Here is a 21,059-nt window from a genome sequence, read left to right on the forward strand (position 1 = left end):
CAGCATGGACTGGGAGAAAGAAAGACGACGTTATCAAAATAAAGCACATCCCTCAAGATCCCGGGTTAGTGGTCGGGAGGAAGGCCAGCCGTCGCCAGCTTCCTCGCCTCAGTCGCAAGCAAGCTCTGCAACCCAGCCGAAAAAACAGGCCCGACCAGCCAGCCAAAAGCCCCAAGCTCCAAAGAAGCAGGGGCGGCGGTTTAAAGTTTGGCGGTCGGTCAAAGACCAATTCGGGCGTCAAGACAAGGGCCAGGCCAAGCCTAAGCCCCCTAAGCAAAAGAAAAAAGCCAAGGTGCCGACTAAGACACGCTGGGCCTACTATGGCTTCTTTATCTTTCTTCTGTTAGTCGCCATCTACTTGGCCTCGCCGCTCAATCATGTGCGCGGCATCCAAGTGCGGGGGACGCGGCAGATCAAGGAAGAAGACCTGGTCCGGGTATCCGGCCTCCATCCTTCCATGAACCTAGGCCGGGTGGAATCCCTCCAGGAAAGCGCCATGCAGCGGATTAATACCGCCTATCCTCAGGTCCAGAGCGTGAACATCCAATTGGACGACCAGCGCAATGTCTTGATCAATGTCCAAGAACACCGGGTAGTCGGTTACGTGAAGAAGAAGGACTTCTACTATCCGGTCTTGGAAAACCAGATGATCTTGGATAAGGCCTTGTCTGAACCCGACAAGCAATTGCCGGTCTTTGAAGACTTCGATGACGGTCAAATCCTTAAACTAGCGGAGCAGTTAGGCAAGTTGCCAGACCGTATCCTCCAGCAGATTGGATCGATCCACAATATCTCAACGGCTGATTATCCCAACCACCTCGCTCTAAAGATGCGGGACGGGAATATTGTCACGGGCTTTATGCTGAAATTTGTGGACTATCTCCAGTACTATGACCAAGTTTTGGAAATCTTGGACGGACAAAAAGGGCTCTTGGATATGGACCTGGGCATTTTCTTTACCGAATTGACACCAGGCAATAATCCATTTGCCAGCCCAGAAGAGAAGGAGGCCTATGAAGCCGCCCACCCATCGCCTGCCCAAGAGGACCGTCAAGAAATTGAAGTTAAGGCGGAAGGGGACCAAGCAGAGGCAAGGGCTGAAGCGGGTCAGTCATCAAGTGCTTCGAGCCAGAGTCAGGCTAGTACAGCTGGTTCATCTGGCACAGCCAGCGCAGCAAGCACGGCCAGCCAGGCGACTCCCGACCAGGTTCCGGCTAGCCAGGTCGCACCAGCTGGCCAAGCAAGCGGAGCTCAGGTCAGCAGCCAGGCCCAGTAGCAGACACTCAGTCGATTAAGTCAGAAGCGGAATTTTCTTTCCGCTTTTTTATTTTTGAATTTCTTGACAAATCCCAGCTTTTCCTCTTGGGGTGCTTGCTTCTGATTGCTATAGGTATTTCTGTATGGTAAACTTGATTATAATCTGATATTTATAGCTTCTATGAAGAGGAAAGTGTGACAAAAGCTAACAGGCTTTGGATGTTTGCAAGGATGGTAAGGAATTTTATCATTGCTGAACTTGAAGTAAAACTTGGCTTTTGGAGCAGGTCCTAGTCTCTTTATCAAGAGGAAAGCTTGGCACTTGCTAGCTTTCTTTTCTTTCATTGATTTAGGAAAAGTTTACTGCTTTTGCTACTTTATTTATGTTAAAATAGAAGCGATATAGACATATCTTGATTATTGATTAAAGAATTTGGAGGTTTCAATTACATGGTGCAACCAAAAGTTTATGCGAGTCTCGATATTGGAACCACTTCAGTAAAAGTTGTTGTTGCCGAATATGTGAACCAACACCTGAATGTCATCGGTGTTGGGAGTGAACGTTCAGAAGGCTTGAGCCGGGGTGTGATTGTGGATATCGACAAAACGGTCGAAGCCATTAAGAGCGCTGTCCGTCAAGCTGAACGCAAGTCAAACTGTGAAATCAAAAACGTCATTGTTGGCGTACCATGTAATCAAGTGAACATAGAACCTTGTTATGGGATGATTGCAGTGGCAAATGAGAACCGTGAAATCACGGACAAAGATGTCAACAATGTCCTATCTGCAGCTAAAGTACGTGCAGTTCCACCAGAACGGGAGATCATTTCGGTGATCCCTGAAGAGTTCGTGGTTGATGGTTTCGATGGCATCCGCGACCCACGTGGGATGATTGGCGTTCGTTTAGAACTCTATGCGAGCATGATTACGGGGACCAAGACGATTATTCACAATATTCGCCGCTGCGTTGAGAATGCGGGCTTGAATATTGCCGACTTGGTCGTTCAACCCCTAGCAACAGCAGCTGCAGCCTTATCTGAAGGGGAAAGAGATTTCGGAACGATTATTATCGACATGGGTGGTGGCCAAACAAGCGCCAGCGTTATCCATGACAAACAATTAAAATTTGCCTACATCGACCAAGAGGGTGGGGAGTATATCACTAAAGATATCTCCACTGTCCTAAACACTACCATCGAGAATGCAGAGCAGATTAAGTTGGAATACGGCTATGCGGATTCCCGCCATACCAGCGAGAATGAATTTTTCCCAGTTGAAATTATCGGTAAGAAAGAGCCTGCTAAGGTAGACGAACACTATCTTTCTGAAATTATTGAAGCTCGCGTGATGCAAATTTTGGAAACGATTAAGCGTGCCTTAGACCAAGTCGAAGCCTTTGACCTACCTGGTGGCGTGGTTATCACGGGTGGGGCTGCTGCTCTGCCTGGCGTGATTGACCTGGCTTCAGAGTATTTTGAAACGGAAGTGCGTTTCTATATTCCTGAGCATGTAGGTCTGCGCAATCCGATGTTCGCGACGGCGGTTGGTCTGGTGGAATATGCTTCGGGTCTCGAAGAAATTTACCATGTGGCCCAAGGTTATAACTTTGACAACCGGAGTCGGGACGCAGCCAAGCAAGAGGAAGAAAGCTATACCCGCCCTCAAGTCCGGGCTTACGAGCCGGAAGTCGACCATGAAGTTCAAGCAGAGAGCGTTCCTGAAGCGCCTTATGCTAGCTATGAGGAAGAACTTCATGAAGAAGAAAGCAGGGGCACTCGCCAAGCAGCCGACCATGCGGCTAAAGAAGGCAATGAAGGCTTCGCTGATAAAGTGAAGAGCTTTTTTGAAGATATCTTTAACTAAGACGAGTAATGATTCAGGAGGATAAAAGATGGATTTAGAATTTGACAATTTACAAGATTTTGAACGCGGCGCTAACATCAAGGTTATTGGTGTTGGTGGCGGCGGTAACAACGCGGTTAACCGCATGATCCAAGAAAATGTACGTGGCGTAGAGTTCATTGTAGCGAATACCGATACCCAAGCCTTAGCGCACTCAAGCGCTGACGTGAAGATCCACCTCGGGCCTAAGATTGCCCGTGGACTCGGTGCTGGGGCCCAACCAGAAGTTGGCCGCAAAGCCGCTGAAGAGAGTGAAGACCAGATCCGTGAAGCTCTGCAAGGGGCAGACCTTATCTTCATCACAGCTGGTATGGGTGGTGGGACCGGTACGGGTGCCGCACCGATCGTCGCTCAAATCGCTAAAGAAGAATTAGGCGCTTTAACGGTAGGGGTTGTGACCCGTCCCTTCACCTTCGAAGGACCTAAGCGTGGCCGCTCAGCTGCGGAAGGGATTGCCAAGATGAAGGAACATGTCGATACCTTGGTTACAATCTCCAATAACCGCTTATTAGAAATCGTTGACAAGAAGACTCCAATGCGGGAAGCCTTCGGTGAAGCTGACAATGTTTTACGCCAAGGGGTTCAAGGGATTTCTGACCTGATTACCTCGCCTGGCTATGTGAACTTGGACTTCGCGGACGTACGGACCGTGATGCAAGACCAAGGGACAGCCTTAATGGGGATTGGCGCTGGCCAAGGTGAAAACCGGACCTCTGACGCGACCAAAAAAGCTATTTCCTCGCCATTACTTGAAGTATCTATCGATGGGGCAGAACAAATTCTCTTGAACATCGCTGGTGGCGAAGACTTGACCCTCTTCGAAGCTCAAGATGCTGCTGATATTGTTTCTGCTGCTTCTTCTTCAGAAGTGAACATCATCTTTGGTACAACAATCAATGAAGACTTGGATGATGAAGTTATCGTAACGGTCATTGCGACTGGGATTGACGAAGAACGCCGCCATGAAGAAAAGAAAGCTAGCCGTCAAAGCTCTGCCTTCAAGACTGGTGCCCAAAGTGCAGCCAGCCGTGACTATGGCAACCGTCCTGAACACTTTGAGCAAAAACAAGCCCCAAGTCGTCCAGCCCGTCCAAGCCGTCAAGATAACTATGATGATTGGGAAGCACCACGCGATAACCGTCGCCCAGCTGGAGATGACTACAACAACTACAATGCACCGAACGAAAGCTATGGCAATGAATTAGGTGAGGATGAATTAGATACCCCACCATTCTTTAGAAAGCGTCGTCGGTAAGCATGACCTACCAAGATAATGTACAGGCCGTTCGCCAACGGATTCAAACTGTGCAGCAGGAATCAGCCTTGGCCTCTGAGGATGTCAGGCTGATTTGTGTTTCTAAGTACCATTCGGTGGAAGAGACCATGTCACTCTACCAAGTGGGACTGAGAGACTATGCTGAGAATTATGTGGATGGTCTTTTAGAGAAGAAGGCAGCCATGCCTGATGACTGTGTTTGGCACTTAATCGGCCCCTTGCAATCGCGTAAGGTCAAGGATGTTATTAATGAAGTGGACTACTTCCATGCTTTGGACCGGTTAAAGATTGCTAAAGAGATTCAAAAGCGAGCCGACCATGTCGTCAAGTGTTTCGTCCAGGTCAATGTATCAGGGGAAGAAAGCAAGTCAGGAATGGCTCCAGAAGAATTAGAAGCTTTTATCGAAGACCTGGCCAAGTTTGACAAAGTGGAAGTGGTCGGTTTAATGACCATGGCTCCCCATGACGCCAGCGACGAGGCCATCCATAGCTACTTTGGCCGCTTACGTGAGCTGGGGCAAAGTATCCAAGCTAAGAAGCTAGCCTATGCCCCTTGCCAAGAACTGAGCATGGGAATGAGTTCGGACTATCCTTTAGCTATCGCTGAAGGGGCGACCTGTGTCCGGATAGGCTCTGCCTTGTACCAAGAATAAGTGGGGGATTTATGGCATTTAAAGACTTTGTGCAATCGATTTTTATCAATGACGACCAAGAGGTGGAGGACTACGCCTTCGACGATGACCTAGCGGCTTCCCCAGAAGCTGCAGATGCCTTGGCTAGAGAAGATTTTGAACCGGAGGAGGATGTTCAGATGGCTGACCAAGCAAAGAAGACCAATCAAAAATTAATTCGTATGGATGGGGGCCGTCAAGCAAGCCAACAGACGATTCAAATCTTCCTGCCGAGAATTTTTGGCGAAGCGGAGCGTATCGGTGACCTGCTCTTAGAAGGCAAGGGTGTGATCTTGAACTTTGACCGGATGGACGATGCCGATGCTCGCCGCTTTATCGACTATATCGCGGGTGTGGTCTTTGCTATCCATGGTGACATGCAGCGAATTGGCCAGGATGTCTTCCTAGCTGTTCCGGCGACGATTGACATCCAAGGGGTCTACGAAGACCAAGTCGATCCGAGCCATTATCGTTACGAGTCCGACCGCCGTTATGACCCTTTCAAGGAGGAACAAGACATCCATGACTAATATCATTTGGTTACTACAAGAACTGATCCAGCTCTACAGCTTTGTTCTCATTATTTATGCCCTTCTCTCCTGGTTTCCCGGAGCAAGAGATAGCAAGTTAGGACAATTGATCAATAGCCTGGCCGAGCCCTATATCTCCTTCTTTGATTCCTTCATTCCTTCACTCGGAGGAATTAGTTTCAATGTAGTGATTGGTCTGCTCGTGCTCCAATTAGCCCAACGTGGCCTGACAATCTTTTATTAAGAGGACAGGGATATGAGAGGATGCAGGAGAAAGGGATTTTTATGAAGAGGAGCCCTTTCTCCCTTTGCAAACTTGACTAGATATGAACCGAATTAGTGATTAAAGTGAGAATTAACAAGCTAGCAGAAACCTTGCTAGCTTGTTTTCGTTATGGTGATCTCAGGCATCTTGCTAGCAGAGTTTCGACTTGCTAATGGGTGCTTTATTCGCAAGTTGACCCCAAGCTACTTGCTAATGCGAGCCTTGTTAACAAGTTGCCGCAAACCTACTTGCAAATGGAGGGCTTGTTCGCAAGTCGCTAGACACAAGGGAGGCCCAGCAAGCTAATTGATAAAAGAACCAGCACAACTTCCTATAGTCTGCTGTGAACTTTATCAATCTTGCCAGCAATTTTCAACGAATTCTTTCCACTTGGGCAAGTCTTAGTGTAGAATAAAGGAAAGAGTGAAGAAAGGAGGGCTCCGATTTGTCGGGAGACCTATTCCAACATTTTCCTGCAGAAGAAAAAAATTTCGTCGAACAAGTGCTAGACTGGCAAGGCCAGGTTCTTGACCAATACCGGCCTATTTTGTCCGACTTTCTCGATCCGAGAGAACAGGTAATTGCTCAAACAGTTCTGGGAAAGTCGCATTCAGACTATCGCTATGCTTTCTGGGGTGGCTATGACCAGGCAGAGCGCCAGCGCCTCTTCATCTATCCTCCTTATCTTGAAGCGGAAGAAGGGGACTACGACTTGGTCCTGGTTGAGATTTCCTATGCCAAGAAGTTTAACCAGCTGAGCCACCGCCAGGTCCTGGGCAGTTTGCTGGGACAGGGGCTCGAGCGCAAGGTTTTAGGAGATATCCTTAGCGATGGCGAGCGATGGCAATTCATTAGCAGCCAAGAGCTCCTGCCTTTCTTCATCCAGGAAGTCGACCGGATGGGCCGGGCCAAGGTGGAGCTCCAGCCCGTCCCTTGGTCAGACCGCGTCCAGAGTCAGGAGAACTGGCAAGAGCGGACGATTAGTGCGGCCTCCTTGCGCTTGGACCTAGTCCTGGCTGAAGCTCTTAACTTGTCTCGAACCAAGGCCAAGTCACTGGTCCAGGCTAAGGCCATTAAGCAGAACTGGCAGGTCCAAGACCGGGTAGACCGGGAAGTGGCTGTTGGCGATACCCTCAGTGTCCGCGGCTACGGCCGGCTCTATATCGACCAGATTCTCGGCCAGTCCAAGAAGGGCAAGGTCCGCTTGGCCATCCAGTATTTAGCGAATCAATGAAAAGAGGTTGATGATAGTGAATGCAAGTGATTTAAAGGATAAGACTTTCAAGAGTAAATTATCAGGCTATGACAAACAAGAGGTAGATAGTTTCCTGCAAGAAGTGAGACACGCCATGGATAATCTGGAAACCTTAAACCAGTACATGCAACAAGAAATCTTCGAAAAGAATGCTGCATTGGATGAATTCCGGGGCAAGGAATCAGCCCTCAACCGGTCCATCGTGGTGGCCCAGGAAGCCGCAGATAAATTGCGAGAAGAAGCCCTCAATGAGGCTGAGCTGATTGTCAGCCGGGCTGAAGAATCGGCCAATGAGCTCTTGACCCAAGCAGCAGAACGGGCTGTGGCTGTCGATACCGAAACAACCTATCTCCAACAGCACGGCCAGGTGCTAAGGGGGCAGCTCTTAGGACTCATCCACAATAGCCAACAGAGCTTAGAAGATGAACGCTGGGATAAGATTTTCACCGCTCGCGAAGAAGCCCGGGGACAGTGCCCTAATCTGGAAGAATTGATTACTGACTTGGATCTGCCTGTGCGTAATGACAAGGCGGCAGAGATCTTTGACCTGGCCAATGCCCAAGTCGATGAAGCCAAGCAGAAAGAAGAATTCTTCAACAATGATCAAGTAGCTGTGATGCCTGATGAAGTCAAGGAGGTCCTCGAGCCCGAAGATGTTGAGCACCTCACCCAAGGCCAAACCGCCGAAGACGAGACGTCAAACCAAGAGGGAACAGGGGCAGCCCCTGAGCAAAAGCAAGCATTAGTCTTTAAGAATGCGGACGAGCCGGACGATTAAGAAGTCTAGGCTTGAAAAATGAGAAGAATTTTAGTATCATTAGCCATGTATATAAAACAGAACGGAACACGGTCTTAAGGGGCGCTTATCAGAGAATCTGCGGTAGCTGTGAAGCAGACTAAGCTAAGCTTAAGATTATCATCCGAATGAGGCTCTGCTGAATTGGAGTAGGCAGAGACGTTAGCGGCGTTAACGCTTTAAGAGTTGCTTGCAACTAAATTTGGGTGGTACCACGATCGCTTCGTCCCTTGCGGATGGAGCTTTTTTTATGTACAGGATATGGATCAAAGAAAGCGGGGAAAAACATGAAGATGAAAGAAACCCTTAATTTAGGGAAAACCAAGTTCCCAATGCGCGGGAACCTACCAGTTAAAGAAGTTGAACGGCAAAAGGAATGGGAAGAACAAGATATCTATGGCAAGCGCCAAGCCTTAAACAAGGACAAGACACCCTTTGTCCTCCATGATGGCCCTCCTTATGCTAATGGCGCTATCCACATTGGCCATGCTATGAATAAGATTGCCAAGGATATTATTGTCCGGTCCAAGTCCATGTCAGGTTACCGGGCACCTTATGTACCAGGCTGGGATACCCACGGCCTGCCTATTGAACAAGCTGTCACCAATTCCGGTGTTGACCGCAAGGCCTTGTCAACCGCAGAATTCCGTAAGATCTGCGAAGACTATGCTTGGAAACAAATTGAAGGCCAAAGGGAAGACTTCAAACGTTTAGGGGTTGCCGGTGAATGGGACAAACCTTATGTGACTTTGGATCCAAAATTTGAAGAAGAACAAATCCGTGTCTTCGGGAAGATGGCCGCCAAGGGTCTTATCTACAAGGGCAAGCGCCCGGTTTACTGGTCACCATCTAGCGAATCGACCCTAGCCGAAGCTGAAGTGGAATACCGGGATGTAGAATCCCCAAGTATCTACGTGGCCTTCAAGTTAAAGGATGGCCAAGGCAAGTTGCCAGAAGATAGCGAACTCGTTATCTGGACCACGACCCCTTGGACCTTGCCAGCTAACCTAGGGATCTCCGTCCATCCTGACTTTATCTATTCCGTGGTTGAAGTGGATGGCCGTCATTTTGTGATTGCTAAAGAGCTCCTAGAAGACGTAGCGGAAACTTTAGCCTGGGAAGACTACCAAGAAATTGATGAAATTAAAGGTTCTGATATGGACCGCATGGTGGCCCAGCATCCTTTCTATGACCGGGATTCCCTTGTTATGGTAGGGACCCATGTCACTGCAGATTCCGGTACTGGCCTGGTCCACACCGCTCCTGGCCACGGGGAAGACGACTTTTACATTGGCCAAGCTTACGGTTTAGACGCCCTGTCGCCAATTGACGACCAAGGCTGCTATACCGACGAAGCGCCAGGCCTGGAAGGGGTCTTCTATGAAGATGGGAACGAAAAAGTTCTCGCCAAGTTAAAAGAAGTTGGCGCCTTGCTCCATGTGTCTTACTTCACCCACAGCTACCCTCATGACTGGCGGACCAAGAAACCTGTCATCTACCGGGCAACCCCACAATGGTTCTGCTCCGTTGATAAGATCCGTGACCGTTCGCTTGAAGCCATTGAGAATGAAGTGGACTGGCTCCATCCTTCTGGTGAAAAACGTATCTACAATATGATCCGCGACCGGGGCGACTGGGTGATCTCCCGCCAACGGGTATGGGGCGTGCCGCTCCCTATCTTCTATGCCGAAGATGGCCAAGAAATTATTAGCGAAGAAACCATTAACCATGTGGCAGAGCTTGTTGGCGAACATGGCTCTAATGTCTGGTTCGAGTGGGAGGCTAAGGACTTACTTCCTGAAGGCTTCAGCCATCCTGGTTCACCGAATGGCCAGTTCACCAAGGAAATGGATATCATGGATGTTTGGTTTGATTCTGGTTCAACCCACGCCGGCGTTTTAGGGACACGGGATAATTTAACCTTCCCAGCTGACCTCTATCTAGAAGGTTCTGACCAATACCGGGGCTGGTTTAACTCAAGTCTCTTAACCTCAGTTGCTGTCAACGACCAAGCACCTTACCGGGCCGTACTTTCCCAAGGTTTCGTTAATGATGGGGAAGGGCGCAAGATGAGTAAGTCCTTAGGTAATACCGTGTCACCAAATGATGTCTGCAAGCAACGCGGGGCTGATATCCTGAGACTCTGGGTAACTTCTGCTGATACTTTATACGATGTGCGGATTTCTGACGATATCCTCGGCCAAGTGTCTGAAGCTTACCGCAAGATCCGGAATACCATCCGCTTTATGCTGGGTAACCTGACCGACTTCAAGCCAAGTGAAAATGCTGTCAGCTATGATAACTTAGACCCCATCGACCAATTCATGCTCAACAAGCTCAATGAACTGGTTAAAGAAGTGGAAGCTGCCTATGACCGCTATGACTTCATGACCGTCTACCAAGGTATCCTCAACTTCCTGACAACGGAAATGTCCAGCTTCTACCTGGATTATTCCAAGGACGTGACCTATATCGAATTAGCGGATAGCCCAGCCCGCCGGAAGATGCAAACTGTGATGTACCAAGTGGTTAGAGACCTGACCCTCTTGCTTACACCAGTTATCCCACATACGACTGAAGAAATCTGGCAATATCTGGATGAAGAGGCGGACTATGCTCAATTGGCTGAATTCCCTGAGCTAAAAGACTACAGCAACAGCCAAGAATTATTGGACTTCTGGAATGCCTTCCTCGATTTCCGTGACGATGTCAACAAGAGCTTGGAAGAAGCTAGAAATACTAAGTTAATCGGAAAGTCACTTGAAGCTGACCTGATTATCTATGCCGATGCGGATACCCAAAGCAAACTGGCCCAAGTTGGCGACCAACTCCGGACCTACTTGATTGTCTCCCAAGTTGAAATCAAGCCGCTAGAAGAGAAGACTGACCAAGCCCATGACTATGACCACTATGCCTTGGAGGTGACCCAGGCAGACGGTGAAGTTTGCCAGCGTTGCCGGGGCGTTTACCCAAGTGTGGGTCAAATCCCTGAAGCACCAACGCTTTGCCAACGCTGCTATGACATTGTCAGCGAACACTTCCCTCAAGCTTTAGTAGAAGAAGAGGAGTAAATTCATGTACCAAGGAATTGTGAAATCTTATTCAGCTGATAAGGGCTATGGCTTTATTGACCTCCCACAAAATCCCGAAGAAGATAGTCTCTTCTTCCATGCTTCTGCCCTCCAAGGGGCCTTCAGCCGCCAACTCAAAGCAGGACAAAAACTCCGCTTTGAAATTGCGGAAGGGGAGCGCGGCCCACAGGCTGTGAACATTCATCTTGACCAATAATTGCTAGAAAATAAAACTGTGCGACCTAGGATTTAGGTTTCGCACAGTTTTTGTATTTAATAAAGTCTGTTAGTGAGCATGACTTGGGCTAGCAACTTGTGAACAAAGCCACTATTAGCGAGTTGACTGGTGGCTACTAGCAAATGGACCCTCTATTAGCAAGTAGGCTGAGTTCAACTAGCGAATAAGGCCTCCATTAGCGAGTCGACTGCTGGTAACTTGTGGACAAGGCTCCCATTAGCAAGTAGCTTGGCAATAACTTGCCCTTATTCCGCCTTACTCCAAGTATCCAAAGCTAAGCGCTCCCTCACACCCTGTAGTTGGGTTCGAGGATGCAGAAAGGGCTCCTCTTCGTAAATGACCGTCGAAGGCTTCCAGCCTTTTCTGGTCGTTTACTCCAGAGGTCCCTTTCTCCCGCATCCTCTCACACCCTGAAATAAAAAGGCTGTATCCGGAGGGACACAGCCTGTGTTTTTCTTAGCTTATACTACCGTTTTATGCGAAGCGGCGCATGAGCCAAGAAACTAAGATGACTAAGATAACGGCACCAATGATGGATGGAATAATAGCAATTCCGCCCCAAACTGGGCCGAAGACGGGTAGGAGTTTACCGCCAATCCAGCTGCCGATGAGACCAGCAACGATGTTACCGATAATTCCAAATGGGATATCCTTGCCTGCAATCCATCCTGCGATTGCACCAACGATACCGCCCCAGATAAGTGTCCAAAGCATGTGATTCATCCCTTTCCTTCTTTAATATATAACAATTATAGTACATTCGTGTATTTGAAGCAATTCTTAGCCCCAGGCCCAGTTTCTAGGCCTGGCGGCGGTCCATATCTTTGAGCAAGCTTTCTTTGAGTCGGTCTTCCATATTGATGAGTCGGCCTTCTGCTTCTTGGCGCTTCTTCCGGCCTTCTTGTTGGATTTGGAAGGTCTCTTCAATGGTATGGACCAGGCTCTTTTGAACATGTTCCAGGGTTTCGATGTCGATGATGCCCCGCTCATTTTCCCGGCTGATCTCTAAGCTAGATTGCTCCAACATATCTGCATTCTGACGGAGGAGCTGGTTAGTTGTATCTGTGACTGCTTGTTGGGCCTTGAGGGCATCGCTTTGCCGCTGGAGGGAGAGTTGGATCGCCATCTGGTTCTTCCAGAGAGGGATTGCCGTGTGAACTGAGGACTGGATCTTTTCAGCCAGAGCCTGGTTGGTATTTTGGATCAGGCGGATCTGCGGGGCCTGCTGGATAGAGACTTGGCGGGTTAACTTGAGGTCGTAGATCCGCTTCTCTAGGCGGCTGGCGAATTGACGGAGGTCGGCAAGTTCTTGGGCGACCATTTGATTGTCTGCTGCCTGGGCTTCTTGAAGCTTCTGAGGGATTAATTCTTCTTCGAGCTCTTGGTACTTGAGCTGGGCTGCTGCAATATAGATATTCAGCACCTTGAAGAATTCGTAGTTTTCGTCATAGAGGCCATCGAGGTCTTGGTTGTCCTTGAGCAGTTGGGCCTGGTGGCGGTCTAATTGGTCAGCAATTTGGTCGACTTGGACAGCGGCTTGTTGGAATTTGGCGTTGGCCTCATAGAGAGATAGCTTGGACCGGTTGAAGAAACGTTTAATGGGATTCGTCTCATTTTGTTGGAGCTTGTTCAACTCGCTCTCATTTAAGCGATCCATGAGCTGGCGCAGGCTGACCCCAATCTCTCCAGTATCCTTATTGCGAACCTGGTCGATCATGGCATGGGAGAATTGGTTGAGCTTGGACTGGGCCTTGCTGCCGTAAGCGGTTAAGCCGGACATGTTCTTTTCGTCAATCATCTTGGCCATGGCCTGGGCTTGCTGTTTTTCCTTATCCGACAAGCGGTCGAAGAGACTTGTATCCTGCTTTTGAGCTTGGGTCTGGAGCTCTCCTTCCTCCTGGTCGAGGGCAAAAGGCTGGGCTAATAGATCATCGAAATCATTAGAAAAATTATTCTGAGTCATTAACAACACTCCTTCTAGATAGTGAGGGCAAGAAAGTCTTTGTAAGATGCTTGGATCTCCTTGCCTAAGCGGTCGAGTTCTTTGCGACTGGCAGCCAGTTCACTGGCGTCTTCCCGAGCTGTGGTTAAGAGTTGGTAGTGGCACAATTCCTTCTCTAAGCTAGGGAGGAGCTGGTAGCGAAAGTCCGCTGAATCAGCCAATAAATGGGGGTCCTGCTGGATGGCATGGAAGTAGGCCTTGATCTCTTGGGCCTTGACTTGACCATGCGACTTCCTGCCTGTTTGGGCGAGGAGGGCTAAGATCCGTTCGATTTGCTCTAGGCTAGTTGCCATCTCCTGGCGAAAATACTGGATGTCTTGGTCGGACAGGCCATGTTCCTTATAGTGCTGGTAATTTTTCCGAGAGAGATGGGGGGCTGAATGTCGTTTTTCAAGATAGTAGCAGATGGCAAAGTTGACTAGCAGGATGGTCGCTAGGGTCGGCCAGAACTTTAAGTCTAGCCACCAGGCCGCTAGAATCAATAAGACATTGAAGGGACTGTAGAGGACCTGGTCCCAAGTTCTTTTACATATTTTCTTCATTAAACCGCCTTCTTTACTAATTTTAATGTTATTATAGCAAGGAATTCTCCCTGGCCCATCCGTCTTAGGGATGACTTTGCTTAGCTAGCAAGGGAGAGTGGATTTAGAAGAATATTTATAATTTTCCATGTATAATATAAAGTGATAATTTTGTGAAAGGATGGTAGGTCATGGAAATTGGTGAAAAAACTTTAAGTAGTGAAGTGATTTATGAGGGGAGTCTACTGACCTTAGAGAAGCAGACTGTGGAGATTTTCAATGGTGAAAAGGCCAATCGCGAAATCATCCACCATGCCCCAGCAGTTGGCATTATTGCTATCGATGAGGACCAGCGGCTGGTCTTGGTTAAGCAGTTTCGTAAGGCTATTGAACGGCCGATTCTTGAGATTCCAGCTGGTTTAGTTGATCCCGGGGAAGATTTCCTCGCCGCTGCCCAGCGTGAACTGGAAGAGGAGACCCAGCTTCAGGCCGAGGACTGGCAGACCCTGGATAAATTTTATGTTTCGCCCGGCTACTTGGATGAATACCTGCAGATCTACTCTTGTCGCGGCTTAGAAACAGTCAGCAATCCTAGGCCCCAGGATGCGGATGAACATATCGAAGTCTTCCGTCTCAGCTTGAGTGAAGCCAAGCAAGCTGCCGCTAGCGGGGAGATCTGTGACATGAAGACCATCTATGCCATCCAATACTTAGAAAAGCAACTATTGAAGGAAGGAAATCATGGCTAAAGATCCTCTAATTACTCGACAGTCTTATCGCAAATACCAAAAGAAAAAAAGAGAAAAGGCCTTAGAAGAAGCCAAGCAGGAAGCCGGACAAGGGGCGAAGAAGTCTCGGCCGAAAGCAGCGGCTGCCAGCAAAAAGCCCAAGCAAAAAGCTCGTCCCGCTTCCCAAGCCAGCCAGCGCCCCCGGACCAAGTCCAAGCCGGCTAAGTCTTCAGACCGGGGCAGGACCTGGCACTGGCGCCAGGGTCAGGAAGCTAAGCAGCTGGACGACCAGGCCGACCAGAAGCCTGACCCAAGACCGATTGATGAATACCTCAACTGGGGAATTGGGCTCAGTCTCTTAGGAATTATCATTGTTACCTTGATTGCATTTTTTGTATAGGAGGATGAAAAGCTTGAAGATTGCTATTGTTGCAGCCTTGACCAAGGAAATTAGCTACTATTTAGATGAAATTACGGACCTCGAAGCTTCTCAGCAGGCAGGCGTTAAGATCTGGCGGGGCCATTACCAAGGCCACGAGCTTGCCATTGCCCAGTGTGGGATTGGCAAGGTCAATGCGGCCCTAGCGACAACTTTGCTAGCTATGGACGGACCTGACCTGATTATTAATAATGGCTCAGCGGGAGCTGTCGATAAGGACCTGGCAGTGGGCGACTTAGTCCTTGCCCAGGAAGCAGCCTACCATGATGTTGACATGACCGCTTTTGACCAGATTTATGGCCAGATTGAGGGCTTGCCTGCCTGTTTCCAAGCAGATTCCAATTACCTTTCACGTTTCGAACAATGCCTGGCTGACCAGGGCGAGACGGTCAACCGAGGCTTAGTCGTTTCAGGGGATAGCTTCGTAGCAAGCCCAGCCAAGGTGGAAGAGATCGCCCAGAATCTTCCAGGTGCCCTCTGTACCGAGATGGAAGGAGCGGCAATTGCTCATGTCGCCTATCAGTTCCAGCTTCCTTTCCTGATTGCTCGGGCTATGTCAGACACTGCTGAGCAGGATGCGGCTATTGACTTTGACCAATTTATTTCTGAAGTGGGGCCTAAGAGTGCCCGGTTGACTTTGAACTTTATCGGCCAATATTTGAAAGATTAAGCTTGACAAGCCGATTAAAGCTTGATAAGATAATCTTTGTGTAAAATAATGCAGCACAGTTGAAGCAAGCTCGTCAACAGTCCTCCCACATAGGTGAAGCAAGTATCCGCGGCTGCAATAGGAGAAAGCCAAGGAGCGGACTGCACGAATGCGATCAGCTGAATGACTTATTTTACTCCAATAAATCAATTTATATGGAGGAATTCATCAATGTCACGTTATACAGGACCAACATGGAAGGTATCCCGTCGTTTAGGGATCTCATTATCCGGTACAGGTAAAGAATTAAGCCGTCGCCCTTACGCACCAGGTCAACACGGACCTAACCAACGCCGTAAGAGCCTTTCAGAATACGGTTTACAATTACAAGAAAAACAAAAATTACGGTACATCTATGGGATGACTGAAAAACAATTCCATAACTTGTTCGTAAAAGCTGGTAAAATTAAAGAAGGTAAGCTCGGGGTTAACTTCATGATCTTACTTGAACGTCGCTTAGACAACATGGTTTACCGCTTAGGTTTGGCTTCAACTCGTCGCCAAGCTCGTCAATTGGTTACCCACGGCCACATCTTAGTTGATGGCAAACGTGTGGATATCCCTTCTTACTTAGTGGATGTTGACCAAGTGATCGGCGTTCGTGAAAAATCTAAAGAAATCCAAGTGATCAAGGATTCTGTTGAAGGTTTATACGGCCACGTTCCATATGTATCATTCGATGAAGAAAAATTCGAAGGCTCATTAACGCGCTACCCAGAACGCGACGAAATGAACCCAGATATCGATGAATCACTCGTCGTTGAATACTACAACCAATTATCTTAATTTTAAGCTTAAACGATTTAAAGGAGCTAGCCTGGCTGGCTCCTTTTTTGTCGGAAAAAATAATTTCCAAAGAGCAAAATTAAAATTTTGGATGCTTAAGCAGACACTTTGACAAAAGCTCAGAAAAGAAAGAAGGGCAGTCAAGGGCTTTTTATGGACTCTCCCTAGGCTAAAGGGCTTTTTTCTGCTATAATTTATGAGTATAAGAAAGTAAGACATGATAAAATATTAATGAATTGGAGGAGCGAATGTGGAGCTATTAATCGCATTGCTCGTCGTGATTCTGATTGTGCTCATCAGCTATGGCATACTGTATTATTTAAGTAAGAAGCAGACTAAGACCAATCAGGAACTGGATGAGCAGAAACAAGAAATCATGGCGATTCCGGTTGCTGACAAACTCTATACGATCAAAAACAAGAATGTAACAGGTAAAACCGGACGGGCGCTCGAGAACGAACAGGCCAATTGGCAAACCGTAACCCAATACAAGTTACCCGAAATTGAAGCGGTTCTCGTCTCAGCCCAGGACGCTACAGATAAATTATTTTCAAAAATTAAAGCCCGGCAAATGTCGGACAAGGCGGAAGACCTACTCCAGGAAGCTCGGACGGAAGTCGAGGGGATTAACCAGCGCTTGGAGAAGCTCTTGGACCAGGAGGACGCCAATGCGAGCTACCATGAAGAGCTCTATGACCGCTATGCTAAGATCCGCAAGCAATTACTTGCTCATAGCTATGCTTACGGGCCTTCCCAGGAAACTTTAGAGAAGAACTTGTCCTATATTGAATTAGATTTCACCAAATACAATGAATTGATGAATGATGGGGACTTTATCGGGGCCCATGAAATCTTAGAACAGATCCAGCGGGACATTGAGTCCTTAGAGGGGATGATGGAAGAAATTCCTAGCCTCCTGACTCGGATCGATGAAGAATACCGGGCCCAGTATGAAGACCTCAACCAAGGCTATAAGGCTATGTTGGATGAAGACTATCGTTTCCCTATGGATGTGGATATTCCTGAAGAGATCAACCAAGTGGACAAGGTCATCAATAATGCCAAGGAAGCCATTGCTCGGGCTGACCTGGATGAAGCCCAAGCCATTATGGAGCGGGCGGAAGTACAGATTGATCGGACCTATGAACTGATGGAAGCGGAACTTCGAGCCAAACAATACATTGGCGGCAACCAGGGGGCTATGCAACAAACCCTAAGTAAGGTTCACCAGTCCAACCGTTATGCCATCTTAGAGATCGACCGTGTTGCTCAGAATTACCAGCTATCGGGTAGCGAGATGTCCCAGATGCGTGACTATGCTGATCAGATTGACCGCCTCCAGGAAACGATCGATTATACCAACCAGCAGGAAGGCAACCATACCATTGCCTACAGCGATATGGAAACCCGCTACCGGGATAGTTATGAGACCCTAGCTGAGATTGAGAAAGGCCAGTCCAAGATTGTTTCGTCATTGGCTGGTCTCAAGCAGCAGGAGCGGGAAGCCCGCGACCAGCTCTATCTCTACGAGCTCGACCTCCGCAATATCAAGCGCAAGGTTGGCCAGTACCACCTGCCTGGCCTAGATCCAAGTTATCTGGACCGTTTCTTTGCTTGTGAGGATACCTTGGATGCCATGCGCTCCAAGCTCAACCGAGTCAAGTTGGATATGGAAGAAATCAACCGCTTGAGCCAAATTGCTTCTGAGGATATTGAATATTTGGATACGGAAATTGAGAAGACCCTCGACTATGTGCGCTTGACCGAGACAGCTATCCAATATGCCAACCGTTACCGAGCTAACCATCCTGAGATTAATGATGCGGTGGACTATTCCCACTACCTCTTCAATGAGCGCTACGATTATCAGGGAGCCTACCAGGCCATCGTGGATTGTGTAGCGAAATTCGATAGCCAAGCTCAGAGCGAAATCGAGAAAATTTACCGCGCAGATAAGAACAAATATAATTATTAGTATCGTCAAGTTCCCTCTCCTGATCGGCGAAATCTGGAGAGGGTTCACTGTTTTAAGAGAAAGGAAGCTAACTTTATGTCAAAAACCATCTATTTTGACAACAGTGCCACCACTAAGATCTTTAAAGAAGCAGCAGAGTCTATGCTTAAAACGATGGAAACTTACTATGCCAATCCTTCCAGCCTCCATGCCTTGGGTAACCAGGCCCACCGTCTCCTAGACTCAGCCCGCAAGCAGGCTGCTGATATCTTAGGCTGTTCGCCAGAGGAAGTCTTTTTCACGGGATCGGGAACGGAGTCAGACAACTGGGCGGTTAAAGGAACAGCCCTGGAAAAAGCTGGAGCAGGCAAGCACCTGATCACCAGTCAGGTCGAACATCCCGCCATCATGAATACCATGCAGGCCCTTGAGAAACAAGGCTTTGAAGTGACCTACTTGCCTGTAGACAAGGAGGGCAAGGTCCATGCCGAAGACTTGAAGGCGGCCATTCGTCCTGATACGACCTTGGTCTCTGTGATGGCCATCAACAATGAAATTGGGAGCCAGCAACCTATCGCGGAATTGGCTGAGGTTTTAGAAGACTATCCGAGCATCCATTTTCATGTGGATGGGGTTCAAAGTTTCATGAAGACCCCACTTCCCCTTATCCATTCCCGGGTGGATTTGATGAGTTTTTCAGCACATAAGTTCAATGGGCCTAGGGGATGTGGTATCCTATATAAGAAGGCCAACCGGCAGATCCTGCCCCTCTTAGATGGGGGCGGCCAAGAGCACTTGCTCCGGAGTTCGACTGAGAACTTGCCCGCCATTGTGGCTACCGTTAAGGCTATGCGCTTGACCCAGGAAGGCGCTAATGAGGAAAGTAAGAGTCACCAAGCCTTCCAAGACCGGCTCCGTCAGTTCTTGGCGGAGGAGGGGGACCAGGTAACTGTCTTCAGTCCCCAGGATGGTGCGGCTCATATTCTCTGCTTTGCCCTCAAAGGCGTTCGTGGTGAAGTGATGGTCCACGCCTTAGAAGAAGAGGGCATCTATGTGTCAACGACTTCTGCCTGTGCCAGCCGGAAGAGCCAGCAAGGATCCTCGACCCTGGCCGCTATGCCGGTAGATCCTAGCCTGGCCCGGTGTGCTATCCGTTTGAGCTTCGGATATGACAACCGAATGGAAGAAGTGGAAGACTTTATCGAAGTCTACCGCCGCTTACTCCACAAATTTGCTAAAATCCAATAGGAGGTCCTATGAAAAAAATTATTATGATCCGCTATGGGGAATTGTCCATTAAGGGTAAGAATAAGCGCCGTTTTATTCGGATACTCTCGGATAATATCAAGCGCGCCCTCTATGACTATCCCCAAGTTAAAGTTAGCCAGCAACACGACTTTATGTTCCTACATCTTGAAGATGCCCCTCAAGACAAGATTCTCGAGCGCCTGCAGGATGTCTTCGGCATCCAGTCCTACAGTCCGGCGCTAACCATCGAACGCGACTTCGAGAAACTTAAAGAAGTGGCTGTTGAAGTAGTCGCTAAGGAGATGGCCAAGTCTGATATTAAGACCTTTAAGATTGCTACCTCGCGTTCGGACCATTCCTATCGTCTAGATACTAATGCCATCAACCGGGAATTAGGTGCCCATGTCGGCGCAGCCTATCCAGAGCTCAAGGTCCAGCTCAAGCAACCTGATCTGACCTTGCGGGTGAAGGTGCGCGAGCAAGACTTCCTCTTATCGACGGATTGGCTGCCAGGGCTGGGTGGCTTGCCCGTGGGTTCCAGTGCCAAAGCGACGCTCATGTTGTCGGGAGGTATCGATTCGCCGGTAGCTGGCTACTTGGCCATGAAGCGGGGCATCCGGGTGACCGCCCTCCATTTTGCCTCACCACCTTATACCAGCCCTCAAGCCCTAGAAAAGGCTAAAAAATTAGCCGGCAAGCTTAGTCGTTTTTCGGCCTGGATTAACTTCTTAGAAGTGCCCTTTACTGAGATCCAGGAAGAAATCAAAGAAAAAATCCCTAAAGAATACCTGATGACCGTGACCCGGCGGATGATGTATCGGGTGGCAGACCGCTTGCGGGACCAGTATGACGGCTTGGCCATTGTAAACGGGGAATCGGTAGGCCAGGTGGCTTCTCAGACGCTAGAGAGTATGTACACCATCAATGAAGTCACCTCGACACCCATCCTCCGTCCCCTAGTGACCATGGATAAGCTTGAGATTATCGATATTGCAGAAAGAATTGACACTTATGACTTATCCATCCAACCCTTCGAAGACTGCTGTACCGTCTTTGCGCCGCCATCGCCTAAGACCAAGCCCCATTTGGACGAGGTGGAATACTTGGAAAAACGCTTAGCCATCGATGAACTCGTCCAAGCAGCAGTCGACCAGACCAAGTTTGAGCGGATTGAATGGCAAGACCAAGTCGAAGAAGCTGAGCATATTGCAGATGAATTTGAAGATTTGTTGTAAAATAGAAGTAAGCATTAGAGTGTGATAAAAGTTGGGAGCATACAAAAAGACTGGGGGGTTCCCAGTCTTTGCTAGTCGGGTTCGAGGATGCAGAAAGGGCTCCTCTTCGCAAAAGCCCGTCGAAGGCTTGCAGCCTTCTCAGGTCTTTTACTCCAGAGGTCCCTTTCTCCCGCATC

20 protein-coding genes are annotated in these 21,059 nt (G+C 48.6%); 17 read left to right on the plus strand and 3 right to left on the minus strand.

Annotated features, from left to right (window positions below):
- The first annotated feature begins 4 nt into the window (after window positions 1-4).
- The 10 genes from QP339_RS02325 to QP339_RS02370 all read left to right on the plus strand — a co-directional run bounded on the left by QP339_RS02325 (window position 5) and on the right by QP339_RS02370 (window position 11,240).
- Window positions 5-1,276, plus strand: coding sequence for a cell division protein FtsQ/DivIB (locus tag QP339_RS02325; RefSeq protein ID WP_284910258.1), 1,272 nt, complete (start codon window positions 5-7; stop codon window positions 1,274-1,276).
- Window positions 1,277-1,707: 431 nt separating this feature from the next.
- Window positions 1,708-3,120 carry a cell division protein FtsA gene (ftsA, locus tag QP339_RS02330; protein ID WP_070617736.1) on the plus strand — a complete coding sequence of 471 codons (1,413 nt, stop codon included), beginning with the start codon at window positions 1,708-1,710 and terminating at the stop codon, window positions 3,118-3,120.
- A gap of 28 nt (window positions 3,121-3,148) precedes the next feature.
- The gene (gene ftsZ / locus QP339_RS02335) at window positions 3,149-4,414 is read left to right on the plus strand and encodes a cell division protein FtsZ (protein ID WP_070485703.1); all 1,266 of its coding nucleotides are present in this window, start codon (window positions 3,149-3,151) and stop codon (window positions 4,412-4,414) included.
- A 2-nt stretch (window positions 4,415-4,416) separates the two neighbouring features.
- Window positions 4,417-5,088, plus strand: a complete 672-nt coding sequence (locus QP339_RS02340; RefSeq protein WP_070617739.1) for a YggS family pyridoxal phosphate-dependent enzyme — start codon at window positions 4,417-4,419, stop codon at window positions 5,086-5,088.
- Between the two features lie 11 nt (window positions 5,089-5,099).
- Window positions 5,100-5,636 (plus strand): cell division protein SepF, encoded by a 537-nt coding sequence (locus QP339_RS02345; RefSeq protein ID WP_284910259.1) that lies wholly within the window; start codon window positions 5,100-5,102, stop codon window positions 5,634-5,636.
- Window positions 5,629-5,880 (plus strand): YggT family protein, encoded by a 252-nt coding sequence (locus tag QP339_RS02350; protein ID WP_083294330.1) that lies wholly within the window; start codon window positions 5,629-5,631, stop codon window positions 5,878-5,880. Before QP339_RS02345 ends, QP339_RS02350 begins: the two co-directional genes overlap by 8 nt.
- A 466-nt stretch (window positions 5,881-6,346) precedes the next feature.
- Entirely contained in the window at window positions 6,347-7,135 is a 789-nt protein-coding gene (locus QP339_RS02355; RefSeq protein ID WP_284910260.1) for a YlmH family RNA-binding protein, read from the plus strand.
- 16 nt (window positions 7,136-7,151) lie between these two features.
- Complete coding sequence (locus QP339_RS02360) at window positions 7,152-7,934, plus strand: DivIVA domain-containing protein (protein WP_284910261.1); 783 nt, start codon at window positions 7,152-7,154, stop codon at window positions 7,932-7,934.
- Window positions 7,935-8,239: 305 nt separating this feature from the next.
- A complete protein-coding gene (gene ileS, locus QP339_RS02365; RefSeq protein ID WP_284910262.1) occupies window positions 8,240-11,023 on the plus strand; it encodes an isoleucine--tRNA ligase in 2,784 nt (927 codons plus the stop codon).
- Between the two features lie 4 nt (window positions 11,024-11,027).
- Window positions 11,028-11,240, plus strand: a complete 213-nt coding sequence (locus QP339_RS02370; RefSeq protein ID WP_284910264.1) for a cold-shock protein — start codon at window positions 11,028-11,030, stop codon at window positions 11,238-11,240.
- Window positions 11,241-11,735: 495 nt separating this feature from the next.
- Here the strand turns inward: QP339_RS02370 and QP339_RS02375 are convergent, their stop codons facing one another.
- The 3 genes from QP339_RS02375 to QP339_RS02385 all read right to left on the minus strand — a co-directional run bounded on the left by QP339_RS02375 (window position 11,736) and on the right by QP339_RS02385 (window position 13,805).
- Complete coding sequence (locus QP339_RS02375; protein ID WP_070429985.1) at window positions 11,736-11,984, minus strand: GlsB/YeaQ/YmgE family stress response membrane protein; 249 nt, start codon at window positions 11,982-11,984, stop codon at window positions 11,736-11,738.
- A 76-nt stretch (window positions 11,985-12,060) separates the two neighbouring features.
- Window positions 12,061-13,224, minus strand: a complete 1,164-nt coding sequence (locus tag QP339_RS02380; protein ID WP_284910265.1) for a toxic anion resistance protein — start codon at window positions 13,222-13,224, stop codon at window positions 12,061-12,063.
- 14 nt (window positions 13,225-13,238) lie between these two features.
- Window positions 13,239-13,805 (minus strand): 5-bromo-4-chloroindolyl phosphate hydrolysis family protein, encoded by a 567-nt coding sequence (locus QP339_RS02385; RefSeq protein WP_284910266.1) that lies wholly within the window; start codon window positions 13,803-13,805, stop codon window positions 13,239-13,241.
- Between the two features lie 170 nt (window positions 13,806-13,975).
- Between QP339_RS02385 and QP339_RS02390 the strand changes: the two genes are divergently transcribed.
- The 7 genes from QP339_RS02390 to thiI all read left to right on the plus strand — a co-directional run bounded on the left by QP339_RS02390 (window position 13,976) and on the right by thiI (window position 20,883).
- A complete protein-coding gene (locus QP339_RS02390; protein WP_284910267.1) occupies window positions 13,976-14,533 on the plus strand; it encodes an NUDIX hydrolase in 558 nt (185 codons plus the stop codon).
- The gene (locus QP339_RS02395) at window positions 14,526-14,912 is read left to right on the plus strand and encodes a hypothetical protein (RefSeq protein ID WP_284910268.1); all 387 of its coding nucleotides are present in this window, start codon (window positions 14,526-14,528) and stop codon (window positions 14,910-14,912) included. The genes QP339_RS02390 and QP339_RS02395 overlap by 8 nt, the downstream gene beginning before the upstream one ends.
- Before the next feature lie 13 nt (window positions 14,913-14,925).
- A complete protein-coding gene (locus QP339_RS02400; protein WP_284910269.1) occupies window positions 14,926-15,621 on the plus strand; it encodes a 5'-methylthioadenosine/adenosylhomocysteine nucleosidase in 696 nt (231 codons plus the stop codon).
- A gap of 210 nt (window positions 15,622-15,831) precedes the next feature.
- Window positions 15,832-16,446 (plus strand): 30S ribosomal protein S4, encoded by a 615-nt coding sequence (gene rpsD, locus QP339_RS02405; protein ID WP_067972024.1) that lies wholly within the window; start codon window positions 15,832-15,834, stop codon window positions 16,444-16,446.
- 250 nt (window positions 16,447-16,696) lie between these two features.
- A complete protein-coding gene (locus QP339_RS02410; RefSeq protein ID WP_284910270.1) occupies window positions 16,697-18,421 on the plus strand; it encodes a septation ring formation regulator EzrA in 1,725 nt (574 codons plus the stop codon).
- Window positions 18,422-18,496: 75 nt separating this feature from the next.
- Window positions 18,497-19,648 carry a cysteine desulfurase family protein gene (locus QP339_RS02415; protein WP_284910271.1) on the plus strand — a complete coding sequence of 384 codons (1,152 nt, stop codon included), beginning with the start codon at window positions 18,497-18,499 and terminating at the stop codon, window positions 19,646-19,648.
- Window positions 19,649-19,656: 8 nt separating this feature from the next.
- Complete coding sequence (gene thiI, locus QP339_RS02420) at window positions 19,657-20,883, plus strand: tRNA uracil 4-sulfurtransferase ThiI (protein ID WP_284910272.1); 1,227 nt, start codon at window positions 19,657-19,659, stop codon at window positions 20,881-20,883.
- Window positions 20,884-21,059 lie beyond the last annotated feature (176 nt).

Origin of the sequence: Aerococcus sp. UMB7834, assembly GCF_030215145.1 — a bacterium.
Classification (GTDB): Bacteria; Bacillota; Bacilli; order Lactobacillales; family Aerococcaceae; genus Aerococcus.